We start from the raw sequence: 14652 nt of genomic DNA, 5'->3' as shown, positions 1-14652 counted from the left end.
CTATGCCCCTGCCGTAAGATTGCTGTCCGCGAGCAGCATGGCTGCGCGGTCGACCGACAGGTGATCGAAATTGGGCGGCAGCGAGACTTCGGGATGGAGGTAGAGAAACTGCTGTTCGATGGCATCCGGCTTCAAGCCGGCAGCACGCAGGGCGATGGCCAGCCGCGCGAGCTGGCGCTCGGTGGTCGACAATGTGACCGTCTCGCGCGGTTGTCCCGAACCCATCGCGAGTGCGGTCAGGAACAGCGCCACACCCGCGCGATCGACATCGAGCGCGGCAAGGAAGTTCGAACCGAGGTTTTCCGCTACCTGCGTCATCAATTCGACACGGGTGCTTTCACCTTCCGCACGTTCCTGCAGGGCGGACAGTGGCGAGACGTCCACATCCGGGAAGGCTGCGGCCGCCTGAAACGTCGCTCTCAGGAGCATCCTCGGCAATTCGGTCAGCGGAAGCTCCATGCGGCGCATCTGCTGCATGAACCGCGCTTGCGCTGCCAGTGCCTGCATTGCGACTTCGGCCGCCTGCGCGTCCCTGGTCGCGAGCATCGACTGCAAGACGGAGGACACCACCGGATCGGTGGCATTGCGGGCGTTCAACCGCTCGGTCAGTTGAAATTCCAGCGCGAGCGCGTGAACGTGCTCCAGCACGCGCGCATCGCCGAGGAATTGCTCGTTAAGATGTTGCCGGGCATCGGCTGCGCCTTCGCTCCCGTCCCGTCCGAACAGTTCCTCCGAGAGTTGGCGGGAGACATCGTCGACCATGCCGCGAACCCGGGCCATGATCTGGTCGCTGAAGATGCTGCTGTCGTCGCTGATCAGGAGGTGGCGCACGATCCCGACGGTCGACGCAAGTGCAGCGTCGCCCAGCGCGAGTTCTTCGCGCAGCACCGCCTCGACCGGCGGTAGACTGGTATCCATGGACGCGCCCTGTATCACCGCAACTTGCTAGCCTTGGTTCGGTTAATTCGCAGTTAGCCTTGAACCCGCGTTTTTGCGCGAGGAAACGCCGCTCGATACCAACGGTAGAAGCACGAGAGCCGCAGTCAGGTATTGCAACCCGCCTTCCAGCCAACCTCCGTAAACGATCACCGCAAGCAGCAAAGCCCAGGACAGGCGGTCTGTCACCCAGTCCCGGACTTGTGTCACCAAGACCATCTCCGACACACGGATCAACCCCACCAGCAGCAAAGGCAAATACCAGACCTGGCCCCAACGATAGTAAAACGCGAACAATGCCAGCGCCAGAACCGCGAACAATGCCCCATCGCACGCCCACTTCAGCGCCTGGCTTGCTGTCGTCGCGCCGTTGTCCCCCGCGGCACGTTGCAATTGTTCCGCTATCGCCTTCAGCAGCGAAGCGACGCCGACGAGGAGGATTCCGGCGACTGGCGACCAGAACCAGGCCAGCATTACGGCCAGCAGGAGCGCCACAGCCGTCACCACGCGGAAACGGCCCGCGTTCCACCCCCGATTGAGCAGCTGCGCTCCGAAGCGGCGCATGATTGCATCCGCAATCGTCTGCTCCAATCCAGCGGCAGGCGCGCCTCCGCCGCGAAACATGGTCTGCGAGAGCTCGTCGAGCTGCTCGCCCGCACCGATCAGCGCCCACTGTTCTTGCCGGCTATCGCTCAGCTCCAGCGGAACCACCGGCACCCCGCCCTGCAATCCGATCCGCAGCAGGGCAGAGGGAATGTCGGTATCACGCGGCAAATCGCCGAGACGGTCGATCAACCTTCCCGGCAACACCATCGCACCGGACCAGTGACGGTCACGGTCGATCCGCTCGAAATCGGCGCTGTGCACGGCATGGTCGCTGGCGTGGTAGAGGATGGCAGGCTTCTGGCCGAGAACGCCCAAAACGCTCTCCGCGCGCGGCAGCAAATCGCTTGCGATCACCAGCACCTGATCTTCGGTATGCACCATGCCCAGCAAGCTTGCGACGTCTGCTATGACATCGAAGCGCGCCCCGCCCTTCTCTGCCGTTTCCTGCAAAGCGAAGGCGGCAGCGTCGGCTTTTGGCGCGACCACGACGATGCGTTCGCACCCGGCTGCGCAGGCGAACCGCACTTGATGCTGACCGAGAGTCAGCCCGAGCAGTTTCTTATCGGCAACAACGGGACTTGGCGTTTGGAGGAGAGCGATACGCATGGCGCCGCTGATATGGCATTGCGCGCGCCGTGCAAAGCGCCAGCGCAGTCAATCGGACGGGCTAGTCGGCCAGTTCGGCAAACTCTTTGGCATAGGCGGACAATTGGCGCACGACGACCGGGTCACCCGGCGCGCTCGACAGGGCCCGGTCTGCCAGAGCGATAAGGTCGTCGGCGTGGAAGCTGGCGGCGAGGCCCTTGATCCGCATGGCCGCGACGTTCCAGTTCCCGTCGCAGCGAGCGCGGGAAAGAAGGTCGATCTGCCGGTCTAGACTATCACGAAATGCGCTGCGCAGTTCACGCATCAGCTGGGCGTCATCCCCAGCCGCAGCGGCGAGATTCGCGTCGAGAGCTCCACATTCGATGGCCATAATGCCACACCTATCGGCGGAATGGTTAAGGCAGGGTTACGGTCCTTCAACATGGTGATATATTGGCAGGATGGTGGGGAAATCGCACATCGTCTCGATTGGCGCTGATCAGCGCGACAAGGATCCGCTCGAGCTTACGGAGGCGCTGCCTGACTACGGCCCCGCCTCCGCGATCGAGGCCGAGCCCGAAACCGTCGCGGAGAGCGATTGGGATACGGATTGGGACGCCGAGGTCGCTTCGCGCGGTGCCAATGGATCTGCATATGCCCTTCCCGCGCTGGCCGGTCTTGCGATTGCCGGTTGGACGGCGGTTTTTGCCTACGGTCATCGGGCGGAAATGATGGCTGGGGCCGGTCTGACCCAATGGCTCGACTGGATTTCGGCCTGGGCGATGCCAGTCGCGCTCATCGTTGCATTATGGCTGCTTGGCTTGCGTACGAGCCGGCGCGAGCAGTCGCGTTTCGCGGATACCGCCGCGCTGATGTCGACGGAATCCGCGCGCCTTGAGGAGCGGCTCAGCGTCGTCAACCGCGAACTCAGCCTCGCGCGTGAATTCATTGCCAGCCAGTCGCGCGACCTTGAATCGCTCGGCCGCGTCGCGGCGGAGCGCCTGTCTGCCAACGCTGCGGAACTGCGCGAACTCATCGCCGACAACGGCCAGCGTATCGACCAGATCGCGGACGTCAGCGAAGCCGCGATGGAGAACATGACGCGCCTGCGCGGCGATCTGCCTGTCATCGCGAATTCAGCGCGCGATGTGTCGAACCAGATCGGTGCTGCCGGCCGGACGGCGCATGGTCAGGTCGAAGAACTCGCCACCGCTCTCCAGCGGGTCAATGAATTCGGCAAGGCGAGCGAGCGGCAGGTGCAGAGCGTGAAGGATCATGCTTCGGGCACGATCTCCTACCTCGTGGAGCAGGTCGACAACATGGCCGACCTGGCCGACACGCGCTTCGGCGAACTGAAGGCGCGCGGCGAGGAATTCCGTTCCGACCTCGACGGGCAGGAAGTTGCCGCGCTCGCCGGTATCCGCCGCCGGGCCGAAACCTTGCGCGAGGAATTGCAGGCGAGCGGCAATGCGCTCGAAGGCGAGGAAGAGCAGGCGCTCATTTCGCTCCGCGCCCGGCTCACCGCTCTGCGAGACGAAGGCGCGACCATCTCGCGCGCGATGCGGGAGACAGAAGAAAGCGCCGGCGCGGCATGGGACGAGGCGATCACGCGGATCGATGGGCAGATCGCACGGCTCGACCGCGACCTCGCGACCCGCGGCGAGCAGGCTGCAGAACGCGAGGCCGAGGCTCTCGAAGCGACACAGGCCCGCCTGGCCGACTTCGATGCTGCGACTTCGGAACGTCAGGCTGCGCTGATCGGTCGTGCGGATTCGCTGGCGGAGCGTGAGACCGTCCTGGCCGAGCGCATGGCCGCGCTGGTAGAGGAAAGCGAGCGCCTGGCGGAGTTCGGCGACCGGGCGGAGCGGACGCTTTCGCAGGCTCTTTCCGATCTGCAGGCGCGGTTTGCGACGGGCCGCACGACCTTGGCCGAAACCGAGACTGCGATTGGCGGTCTGACGGATGCGAGCGTGCGTTTGCTAGAACTGGTGCAGGCGACCGCGCAGCAGAGCCAGACCGATCTTCCTCGCGCCATGGGCAACGCCGAGACAACGCTGACGGATCTCGAACAGCGCACCGCCTCCTTGGGCGAATTGTTCGAGCGGCTTCGCGATACCGGAGCGGCCACGGTCAGCACATTGCACGAAAGCAGCGCCGCCACGGTCGAAGGGGTGGAACGGCTGACCGACCTGCGCCGCAATGCCGAGGCAGATCAGACAGCGGCAACGCAGCGCCTGTCGGATCTGCAAGGCAGCATCGCAGAACTCGATACGCAGACCAGGGCGCTGTCGGGCCGCGTGAGCGCCGATCTCGCGGATGCCATCGCAAAGCTTCGCGCTGCGCATGGCGAGGCGATCAGCACGCTCGAGGACGAAAATGCCGCGCGCGTGCAGACGCTAGCCGACCAGCTGGGCCAGCGGAGCGCCGATGCCATCGAACGTGCGCTAAACGAGCGCAGCCGGGTGGCGATCGAGCAACTCGACAGTGCCATCACCGACGCCACCGCGCGTAGCCGCGAAGCGACTGGGCAATTGCGTGACCAACTTGCGAAAGTCGCCGAACTCACTGCCAATCTCGAAAGCCGGATTGCTCATGCCCGCCAGCGGGCCGAAGAGCAGGTGGACAACGAATTCGCGCGCCGTGTCGCCCTCATCACCGAGAGCCTCAATTCCAACGCCATCGACATCAGCAAGGCGATGTCGAGTGCGGTAACGGATACCGAATGGAATGCGTATCTGCGGGGCGATCGCGGCATTTTCACCCGCCGTGCGGTGCGCCTGCTCGACAAGGAAGATGCGCGCGACATCGCGACATTGTTCGAACAGGACAGCAATTTCCACGAACACGTCAGCCGCTACATCCACGATTTCGAAGCGATGCTGCGGACGATGCTGTCGACCCGCGATGGCAATGCCCTGGCGGTCACGCTGCTCAGCTCGGATATGGGCAAGCTCTACGTTGCGCTGGCGCAGGGAATAGAACGCCTGCGGAGCTGATCGTTCAGCGGTATTCCGGCTCGCCCGCCGGGGCGTAGCTCATGATGTCGAAGTCAGCTATTTCGACCCAGCCATAAGTGTAATTCAGCACGAAAATGCCGGTGACGATGGCCGAGAGGATGGTCGCGCGGATCGCCACGCGACCGGGCCGGAAATTCGCAGGGGCACTGTCGGCCTGACCTTTGATCTTGGCGACGCCCTCCTCATCGTGGGTACGAATGCCGACAGGTAGCAGCACGAAGGCGCAGAACGTCCACGCGAGCGCATAGATGGCGATTACGGAGGTCCAGTTCATGCGCGCTCTCAGCCTGCCAGGATGACGCGGGTCTGCGGCTTCTTGCCGGACCAGCGTTGCGCTGCGCGGCGGGCGGCCAGTCGCGCAGTTTCCTGAACATCGGCGTCCGTCGTCTTGTTGCGCGACAGCTTCTTCAGCGCTTCTCGCACGTCCTGCGTCGCCTCGGCGATGAAGTCCGGCATATCCTCGTCCAGCGGCAGGCCCAGCGCTTCGATAGAGATACCGCGGTTGGCGTCGAGCACCACAATCAACACTCCATCGCGCGCCAGGCGGCGGCGCATGGTAATCGCCTCCCCGTCGGCAGGCGCGATGATGTCGCCGTCGAGGACGAGCCGGCCCGTCGCAATTTCACCGATCTTGCCCGGCTTACCGGGCGCCAGGCGAACGATATCGCCATTCTTCTGAAAGACGTTGTGCGGAATTCCGGCAGCTCTGCCGACGCGCGTCTGCTCCTGCATATGCCGTATCTCACCGTGCACGGGCACCAGGATCTCAGGCTGCAGCCAATCGTAAAGAGCTTCGAGTTCCGGGCGACCGGGATGACCGGAGACGTGGATGAAGCTCTGCCGGTCGGTGACCATTTCTATTCCGCGCCCGGCCAGCTGGTTCTGCATTTTCCCGATGGAAATCTCGTTGCCGGGTATCTGGCGGGACGAGAACAGCACGACATCGCCGCGCGACAGTTCGAGCGGGTGGTTCTCTTCCGCAATGCGAGAGAGGGCTGCGCGCGGTTCGCCCTGCCCGCCGGTCGCGATGATCAGAACCTCGCCGCGCGGCAGGCCCATGGCGGTATCGAAATCGATGGGGTCGGGGAAATCGTCGAGATAACCATGCGTTCGGCCGACCTCGATCATGCGGTCGAGCGAGCGTCCGGCCACGCACAGCTGGCGATTGGTCGCCTTGGCAACCTCTCCGAGCGTTGCCAGCCTCGCGACGTTGCTTGCAAAGGTGGTGACAAGCACGCGCTTGCCGGAGTGCTTCGCAACTTCCTCCATCAAGCCGGTATAGACCGCGCCTTCGGACCCGCTCGATTGCGGATTGAACACGTTCGTCGAATCGCACACCAACGCCAGCACGCCTTCGTCACCGATCGCGCGCAATTCCTCTTCGCTGGTCGGTTCGCCGATGATCGGTTCCTCGTCCAGCTTCCAGTCGCCGGTGTGGAAAATGCGCCCGTGCGGGGTCTCGATAAGCACCGCGTTGCCCTCTGCAATCGAATGGGCAAGGGGGATGTAGGTTACCTCGAACGGGCCGAGTTCGATCGAACCGTGATCGTCGTCGATGACGATAAGTTCGATGTCTCCGGCAATGCCGGCTTCCTCGAGCTTCCGCCGGACAAGATCCGCGGTGAAGGGTGTGGCATACAGCGGCACGCCCAGCTCTTCGGCGAAGTACGGGATCGCGCCGATGTGATCTTCGTGCGCATGCGTGATGACGATGCCGAGAAGGTCGTCGCGCCGCTCCTCGATGAAGTCGAGATCCGCGAAAACCAGCTCGGTGCCGGGATATTCGTTCGCACCAAAGGTCATGCCGAGATCGACCATCAGCCATTTGCCCTGACAGCCGTAGAGATTGACGTTCATGCCAATTTCCGCCGACCCGCCAAGCGCGAGAAAAAGCAGTTCGTCTTCCGGGGTGTAATCCTTCTTCACGCTGCGCTGCGCCCGGCAAGAATGGCCAGGCCCTGTATGGTGAGATCGGCGTCGACGGCGTCGAAGATGTCTGTCGCTTCGTCGAAAAGGATGGCGAGGCCGCCGGTTGCGACGACCTTGACCGGACGGCCGATTTCCACGCGCATCCGCTCTATCAGCCCCTCCATCATCGCAACATAGCCCCAGAATACGCCGATCAGCATCTGGTCTTCGGTGTTGCGGCCGATGACACTGTCGGTGTCGGGCGCGCGGATGGCGATGCGGGGCAGCTTCGCAGTCTTGCCGACCAGCGCGTCGAGCGAAAGGTTGATGCCCGGCGCAATGATCCCGCCCTTGTAGGCGCCGTTGAAGTCAACCGCCTCGAACTTGGTGGCGGTTCCGAAATCGACGACGATCAGGTCGCCGCCGTAGATCTTATGAGCGGCGATGCAGTTGAGCGCGCGGTCGGCCCCCAGCGAGCTAGGCTGCTCCACGTCGATCTCGAAGCCCCAGGCGGCGCTGCCCTGCCCGGCCACGAGCGGTTCTATGCCGAAGTATTTCTGGCATAGTACGGTGAAATTATGGTCGGCGCGGGGGACGACAGAGCCGAAGATAATCTGCGTGATCTGGTCGCGCGACACGCCCTGGATCGACAGGAGTTGAAGCAACCAGACGGCGTATTCATCGCCCGTGCGTCGCGGATCGGTCGCGATGCGCCAGCGCGCGCGGATGTCCTCGCCTTCGAACAGGGCGAAGACGACATTCGTGTTTCCGACGTCGATGGCTAGCAGCATTGGTTGGGTATCGTCCTCAAGCTTCAAATGGTGTCGCCGAGCACGACGTCGCCCGCGTGGATAGTGCGCCGCTCGCCATTCGCCAAGGTCAGTCTGAGTGCGCCGGCCTCGTCCAGCCCGGCGAATGTTCCGCTCAGCCGGTGACCGGAGCCGTCGTGCACGCTGAGCGCCGTGCCGAGCGGGTGCGCTGCGGCCATCCAGCGCCGAAGCATGGGGGCGAGGCCGAAATTGCGCCAGCGTTCAAGTTCGATATCGAGCGATCGCGCGATATTGCTGGCGAAAAGGTCCCGATCCGGAGCCGGTCCGAAGGCGGAAAGAGTGACGGTTGGGCGATCGGGCACGTGCGGCGCATGGGCAAGATTGACGCCGATGCCAACGACGATGACCTCGCCCTCCCCTTCGAGAAGAATGCCGGACAGCTTCGCCCCGTCGACCAGCAGATCGTTCGGCCATTTCAGCATGGGCTGCGACGTCGCCGGGCAAATCGGGGCAAGAGCTTCGTAGAGGGCCAGACCGGCGAGCAGCGACAGGCTCGCGGCAGGCGGGTCGCCCGGGCCGGGGCGAACGACCGTGGAGCCCATGAAGTTGCCGTATCCATCGGACCAGACGCGGCCCTGCCGACCGCGCCCCGCAACTTGCCTGTCCGCGACGAGCCAGTCACCTTCGCCAACGAACTGACCGGATTTCAAACGGTCGATCAGGTCCGAATTTGTCGAGCCGGTCTCCGCAACGGTTTCGATCAAGGGCAGGTCAGGCAGCGAAGAAAAGCGCGGCCGATGCCGTATCGGTCAGATTGCCCAGCCAGCCGTTCAGCAGATATCCGAGCGGCGAAACGAACAGCGTGGCGATCAGGAGAAGCACGCTATGCGAAAGCTCCGACTTCCCGGTAATCACGCCGACGGGCTCGTCGAAATACATGATCTTGACGATCTTGATGTAATAGAATGCGCCAATCACGCTGGCTGCGATGCCGATGGCGGCAAGCTCGATATATCCTGCGGCAACGGCAGCCTGGAAAACCACGAACTTGCCCCAGAAACCGAACAGCGGCGGGATACCGGCGAGGCTGAACATCAGCACTGCAATGGCGAGTGCCAGCCAGGGCCGCGTATTCGAAAGGCCACCAAGCTGCGCAATATCCTCGACATGGGCGCCAGCCTCGTCCTTCAGCATCAGCACGGCAACGAAGCTGCCCATGGTCATCGCGACGTAGATAGCGAGGTAGAACAGCATCGCGCTGGCCCCTGCCTGCGTCGCCAGAGCGAGGCCGATCAGGATGAAGCCGACGTTGTTGATCGACGAATAGGCCAGCAGCCGTTTGACGTTGCTTTGCCCGATGGCGCCCAGGGCACCGATCACGATGGACGCGAGCGCGGCGAACATCACCACTTGCTGCCAGGCAAACGCCTGCGTGCCGAATGCATCCAGCGCAACGCGCATCGTCAGGGCAAGCGCCGCAACCTTAGGGGCACTGGCAAAGAAGGCGGTTACTGGCGTCGGCGCGCCTTCGTAAACGTCGGGCGTCCACATATGGAAGGGCACCGCGCTGATCTTGAACGCGAGGCCTGCCAGCACGAAGATCACGCCGAACAGCTCGCCGGTCGAGAAATCGCCTGCGATCGCGGCCCGGATGCCCGTGAAGTTGGTCGTGCCCGCGAAACCGTAGACGAGGCTCATGCCGAACAGCAGGATGCCCGAAGCAAGCGCGCCGAGGACGAAATACTTGAGGCCCGCTTCCGCAGAACGATCGTCAGGCCGCAGGAAGGACGCCAGCACGTATGCCGCAAGGGAGTTCAGCTCCAGACCGATGTAGAGCGTCATAAGGTCGCCCGCGCTGACCATAATCGACATGCCCAGCACAGCAAAAAGCACAAGCACCGGATACTCAGTCCGCATCGCACCGTAGCGGTCGAAAAACGAGGGTGCGACCATCAGCGCCGCGGCGCCGGAGATGAAAATCAGGATCTTGGCGAAGGCGGAGAATGCGTCCGCGCGGAACTGGCCGGCAAAGGCGGTGGCCTCTGCGCCCATGGCTCCGCCAGACAGAGACGGGATGACCAACGCCGCAGCAGCTACGAATGCAGCCACGGTCAGTATGCTGACGAGACGGGCGCTCTTCGAACCGGTCCATGCCGCGACCAGCAGCAGTACGAGGCCCGACAGGCTGAGTACAATTTCCGGGGCGACCAGCGACAGGGAGGAGGAGAAGTTCATCAGTGTGCTCCCTCGCTCGCTTCGCTGCCTGGTCCGGCACCATGTTCGGCAGAGTGCTCCCCGGCCATGTAGTTCGCGGCGCGGGTGCGAGCCTGACCTTCGCGGGCCGGTGCAGGCTTGGCGTCGCCTTCAGGGGCAGCGCGGGCAAGGCGCGCGTCGAGCGCGGCAATGTCGTTACGCATCGGTGCAAGGAAGCTTTCGGGGTAGACGCCCATCCACAGGACGGCCGCGGCGATCGGTCCAAGCATCAGGTACTCGCGCAGGTTGAGATCGGGCATGGCGGCGGCGTCGGCGTTTTTCTGCACGCCGAAGGCCACGCGCCAGTAAAGATAGAGCATGTATCCAGCACCAAGGATGATGCCTGTCGTGCAGACCAGCGTGACCCAGCTCGATACTTCGTAAATGCCTGCCAGCGAGAGAAACTCGCCGACGAAACCGCTCGTGCCGGGAAGGCCGATGCTCGCCATGGTGAACAGCAGGAAGAACACCGCGTAATGCGGCATGTTGATGCTGAGGCCGCCGTAGCGCGCGATTTCACGCGTGTGCAGCCGGTCGTAGATCACGCCTACGCACAGGAACAGAGCCCCCGAAACGAGGCCGTGGCTGAGCATCACGATCATCGATCCTTCGAGACCCTGGACGTTGAAAGCGAAAAGCCCCACCGTCACGATTGCCATATGCGCGACCGAGGAATAGGCGATCAGCTTCTTCATATCGTCCTGGACCAGCGCGATCAGACTCGTGATCACCACCGCGGCCATGCTGAGCGCGAACACCAACCAGGCAAACTGCGCCGAAGCCTCCGGGAACATCGGCAGGCTGAAGCGGATGAATCCGTAGCCGCCCATCTTCAGCAAGACGCCCGCGAGAATGACTGAGCCGGCAGTCGGTGCCTGAACGTGTGCCGCCGGGAGCCACGTGTGGACCGGCCACATCGGCATCTTCACCGCGAAGCTCGCGAAGAAGGCCAGCCACAACCACGTCTGAGCATCGACGGGGAAGTCGTACGCCATCAACGTCGGGATGTCGGTGGTGCCCGTCTCGTTCACCATCCACAGCATCGCAACCAGCATCAGCACCGAGCCGATCAGCGTGTAGAGGAAGAACTTGTAGGCGGCGTATTTGCGGTCCGCCCCGCCCCAGATGCCGATGATGAGATACATCGGGATGAGACCGGCCTCGAAGAAAATGTAGAACAGGATCAGGTCCTGCGCTGCGAAGACGCCGATCATCAGCACTTCCATGAACAGGAAGGCTGACATGTATTCGCCCACACGCTTGGTGATGCTGTCCCAGCTTGCAGCGATACAGATCGGCATAAGGAAGACGCTGAGCACGATCAGCAGCAGCGCGATCCCGTCGATCCCGAGCGCGTAGGAGAAGCCGGAGAAAATCTCGGCCCGCTCGGTGAACTGCCACTGCGCGCCGCCGATGTCGAAGCTCGCCCACAGCAGGATGCCTAAGGCCAGATTGGCCAAGGTGGCGAACAGGGCAATCGAACGTGCAAGGCGGTCGCCGGCGAACAGGCAGGCAATCGCACCGACCAGCGGCACGGCGAGCATCAGCGATAGGATTGGAAAGCCCCCCATGTCAGCGCACCAGCACCCAGGTCACCGCGGCAACCAGGCCCAGCAGCATGATCAGCGCGTAGGAATTGAGATAGCCCGACTGCACCCGCTTCGCGAGGCCGGAGCCCTGCGAGACGACATTGGCGACGCCATCCGGCCCGAACCTGTCGATCACGCCGACGTCCAGCTCTTTCCAGAACACCCGGCCGAACCAGAACGCCGGACGGACGAACAGGAAGTGATAGAGCTCGTCGAAATACCACTTGTTGTAAACGAAGGCGTGCAGTTGCGGCAGTTTCTCGACGAAGGAGGCAGGCACGTCAGGCCGCTTGATATAGGAATACCACGCGCCCAGCAGGCCCAGCAGCATGACGAATGTCGCCGTCAGCTTCACCCAGTAAGGAACGCCATGCAGGGCGTGGATCAGGTTCTCGTTGTAATAGATCGATCCGGCCCAGAAGCCTTCGTTGTCGATGAAGCTGGGCGCGAAAAGCCAGCCCGCGAAGACTGCGCCGAGACTTAGCACACCCAGCGGGATGAGCATCGGCCACGGGCTTTCGTGCGGATGATACCCACCGTCGCCCGCGCCATAGGCCGGGGTCGGCAGCGGAGCTACGACGTCGTGGCCGGAGTCTTCCTGCTTCGGAGGATTGTGATCTTCCGGCTCGTCATGCCCGGCGTGAACGGCGTGCTGGATATGCTCCGACGCGGCCCAGCGCGGCTTGCCCCAGAAGGTCAGGAACATCAGGCGCCAGCTGTAGAAGCTCGTCAACAGCGCGGCGAAGGCACCGAGGAAGAAGGCAAGCTGGCTCAGCTCGGTCCCGCGACCCCATGCCGCTTCGAGAATGGCGTCCTTCGAATAGAACCCTGCGAAGCCGAACACGTAGAGTACGCCCACACCGGTGATCGCCAGCGTGCCGGCCATCATTGCCCAGAAGGTCAGCGGGATTTCCTTCCGCAGCCCGCCGTAGAAGCGCATGTCCTGCTCGTGGTGCATGGCGTGGATCACGCTGCCCGCGCCGAGGAACAGCAGCGCCTTGAAGAAGGCGTGCGTGAAGAGGTGGAACATCGCCGCACCGTATGCTCCCACCCCGGCGGCGAAGAACATATAACCGAGCTGCGAACAGGTCGAATAGGCTATGACCCGCTTGATGTCCCACTGCGTCGTGCCGATCGTCGCTGCAAAGAAGCAGGTGGCTGCGCCGATGAAGGTGACGAAAATCAGCGCAATCGGTGCCGTTTCGAACATCGGCGAAAGGCGGCAGACCATGAACACGCCTGCGGTCACCATCGTAGCGGCGTGGATCAGGGCGGAGACTGGCGTGGGGCCTTCCATCGCGTCGGGCAACCAGGTGTGCAGGCCCAGCTGCGCGGATTTGCCCATCGCACCGATGAACAGCAGAATGCAAATCACGTCCATCGTATCGGCGCGGTAACCCAGGAAGCCGATCGTGTTGCCCGCCATGCCGGGTGCTGCTGCGAGAATCTCCGGGATGGAGACCGTGCCGAACACCAGGAAAGTCGCGAAGATGCCGAGCATGAAGCCGAGGTCACCCACACGGTTGACCACGAAGGCCTTGATCGCGGCCTTGTTGGCGCTGGGCTTTCGGAACCAGAAGCCGATGAGGAGGTAGCTGGCCAGGCCGACGCCTTCCCAACCGAAGAACATCTGCACGAGGTTATCGGCGGTCACCAGCATCAGCATGGCGAAGGTAAAAAGGCTCAGATACGCGAAGAAGCGCGGCTGATCCGGATCCTCGTCCATGTAACCCCAGCTGTAGAGGTGGACGAGCGCGGAGACGGTGGTGATGACGACCAACATGACCGCGGTCAGCGTGTCGACCCGCAGATCCCAGTCGAAGGTGAGTGTACCCGACTGGACCCATTGCAGCACACGCACGACTTCCGCGCTTTGGCTGCCGCTCACGAACCCGAGGAAGATCGGCCAGCTGAGAGCGCAGGACACGAACAGCGCGCCGGTCGTCAGCAGCTTGACCGCCAACGGACCCAGCGACTTGTTGCCCAGCCCGCCGACGATGGCGGCCAGCAGCGGCAGGAAAACGATGAGGATTATCGGATGCACGCGCGCGTTACCCCTTCATCCGGTTGACGTCGTCGACCGCGATGGTCCCGCGGGTGCGGAAATAGATGACCAAAATGGCAAGCCCGATCGCTGCCTCGCCCGCCGCGACGGTGAGTACGAACATGGCGAAGATCTGCCCCGTCAGATCGCCGAGGAAGGCGCTGAAGGCGACAAGGTTGATGTTCACCGACAGCAGGATCAGCTCGATCGACATCAGGATGACGATCACGTTCTTGCGATTGATGAAGATGCCCAGCACGCCAAGCACAAACAGCAGCGAACTGACGACGAGGTAATGTTCGACGCCGATCATATCTCGACCCCCTGCCCGACTTCGGGCCGCGTGTTGACTGTCGCATCTTCCGGCCGCCGCTGAACCTGCCGCGACACGATCTGCGGCCGCTGGTCCTTGCGCTCGCGCAGGGTCAGCACGATCGCGCCGACCATTGCGACGAGCAGGATGATCCCCGCGGTTTCGAACAGGAAGAGGTACTGGCCGTAAAGCAGCGCACCGATGTTCTTGATGTTACTTTCGCCCACGATGGGCGCCGCAGCGCCATCGGGCGTGCCCAGGTCGAGCGAGCCGGCCTGCCACGCCCCGATGCCGAGCACCAGTTCCGCCAGCAGGACGAGCGCAATCGCAATGCCAAGCGGGAAGTTTCGAATGAACCCGGCCCGCAGTTCCGCGAAGTCGATGTTGAGCATCATGACGACGAACAGGAACAGCACGGCGACAGCGCCGACGTAGACAATCACCAGCAGCATGGCGATGAACTCCGCCCCCACCAGCACCATCAGGCCGGCAGCATTGAAGAACGCCAGGATCAGCCAGAGGACCGAATGCACCGGGTTCTTCGCCATGATGACGAAGACCGCGCTGCCGATCACGAAGGCGGCAAACAGGTAAAAGGCGAAGATTTGGATCATGAGGCCCCGTTCAGTGT

General features: G+C 63.1%; 13 protein-coding genes. 1 reads left to right on the top strand and 12 read right to left on the bottom strand.

Annotated elements, in window-relative coordinates:
* The 3 genes from ACXYN8_RS07035 to ACXYN8_RS07025 form a co-directional block, all read right to left on the bottom strand.
* Complete coding sequence (locus tag ACXYN8_RS07035) at window positions 1-918, bottom strand: hypothetical protein (RefSeq protein WP_458888629.1); 918 nt, start codon at window positions 916-918, stop codon at window positions 1-3.
* A gap of 42 nt (window positions 919-960) precedes the next feature.
* The gene (locus ACXYN8_RS07030; RefSeq protein ID WP_458888628.1) at window positions 961-2148 is read right to left on the bottom strand and encodes a hypothetical protein; all 1188 of its coding nucleotides are present in this window, start codon (window positions 2146-2148) and stop codon (window positions 961-963) included.
* A 61-nt stretch (window positions 2149-2209) separates the two neighbouring features.
* A complete protein-coding gene (locus tag ACXYN8_RS07025) occupies window positions 2210-2518 on the bottom strand; it encodes an Hpt domain-containing protein (RefSeq protein ID WP_458888627.1) in 309 nt (102 codons plus the stop codon).
* Window positions 2519-2588: 70 nt separating this feature from the next.
* On the opposite strand from ACXYN8_RS07025, the gene ACXYN8_RS07020 reads away from it, so the two are divergent.
* Window positions 2589-5123, top strand: coding sequence for an ATPase (locus ACXYN8_RS07020; protein ID WP_458888626.1), 2535 nt, complete (start codon window positions 2589-2591; stop codon window positions 5121-5123).
* Window positions 5124-5127: 4 nt separating this feature from the next.
* On the opposite strand, the gene ACXYN8_RS07015 is transcribed toward ACXYN8_RS07020, so the two are convergent.
* From ACXYN8_RS07015 to ACXYN8_RS06975, 9 genes are read right to left on the bottom strand one after another with little or no spacing between them, the layout of a single operon-like run.
* A complete protein-coding gene (locus ACXYN8_RS07015; protein ID WP_458888625.1) occupies window positions 5128-5418 on the bottom strand; it encodes a DUF1467 family protein in 291 nt (96 codons plus the stop codon).
* An 8-nt stretch (window positions 5419-5426) separates the two neighbouring features.
* On the bottom strand, window positions 5427-7070 hold the full coding sequence (locus tag ACXYN8_RS07010; protein ID WP_458888624.1) for a ribonuclease J: 1644 nt from the start codon (window positions 7068-7070) through the stop codon (window positions 5427-5429).
* Complete coding sequence (locus ACXYN8_RS07005; RefSeq protein WP_458888623.1) at window positions 7067-7843, bottom strand: type III pantothenate kinase; 777 nt, start codon at window positions 7841-7843, stop codon at window positions 7067-7069. Before ACXYN8_RS07005 ends, ACXYN8_RS07010 begins: the two co-directional genes overlap by 4 nt.
* Before the next feature lie 23 nt (window positions 7844-7866).
* Window positions 7867-8586, bottom strand: a complete 720-nt coding sequence (locus tag ACXYN8_RS07000; RefSeq protein WP_458888622.1) for a biotin--[acetyl-CoA-carboxylase] ligase — start codon at window positions 8584-8586, stop codon at window positions 7867-7869.
* Window positions 8587-8593: 7 nt separating this feature from the next.
* On the bottom strand, window positions 8594-10057 hold the full coding sequence (gene nuoN, locus ACXYN8_RS06995) for an NADH-quinone oxidoreductase subunit NuoN (RefSeq protein ID WP_458888621.1): 1464 nt from the start codon (window positions 10055-10057) through the stop codon (window positions 8594-8596).
* The gene (locus tag ACXYN8_RS06990) at window positions 10057-11646 is read right to left on the bottom strand and encodes an NADH-quinone oxidoreductase subunit M (protein ID WP_458888620.1); all 1590 of its coding nucleotides are present in this window, start codon (window positions 11644-11646) and stop codon (window positions 10057-10059) included. The genes nuoN and ACXYN8_RS06990 overlap by 1 nt, the downstream gene beginning before the upstream one ends.
* A 1-nt stretch (window position 11647) precedes the next feature.
* Window positions 11648-13708: an NADH-quinone oxidoreductase subunit L gene (gene nuoL / locus ACXYN8_RS06985; protein WP_458888619.1), complete on the bottom strand. Its 2061-nt coding sequence runs from the start codon at window positions 13706-13708 to the stop codon at window positions 11648-11650.
* Between the two features lie 7 nt (window positions 13709-13715).
* On the bottom strand, window positions 13716-14021 hold the full coding sequence (nuoK, locus tag ACXYN8_RS06980) for an NADH-quinone oxidoreductase subunit NuoK (protein ID WP_458888618.1): 306 nt from the start codon (window positions 14019-14021) through the stop codon (window positions 13716-13718).
* Window positions 14018-14635, bottom strand: coding sequence for an NADH-quinone oxidoreductase subunit J (locus ACXYN8_RS06975; RefSeq protein ID WP_458888617.1), 618 nt, complete (start codon window positions 14633-14635; stop codon window positions 14018-14020). The genes nuoK and ACXYN8_RS06975 overlap by 4 nt, the downstream gene beginning before the upstream one ends.
* Between the last annotated feature and the right edge of the window lie 17 nt (window positions 14636-14652).

The sequence above is a fragment of the Altererythrobacter sp. CAU 1778 genome (assembly GCF_054482795.1).
The sequence above is the reverse complement of the archived record's forward strand: the minus strand, read 5'-3'. Positions and strand labels throughout refer to the sequence as shown.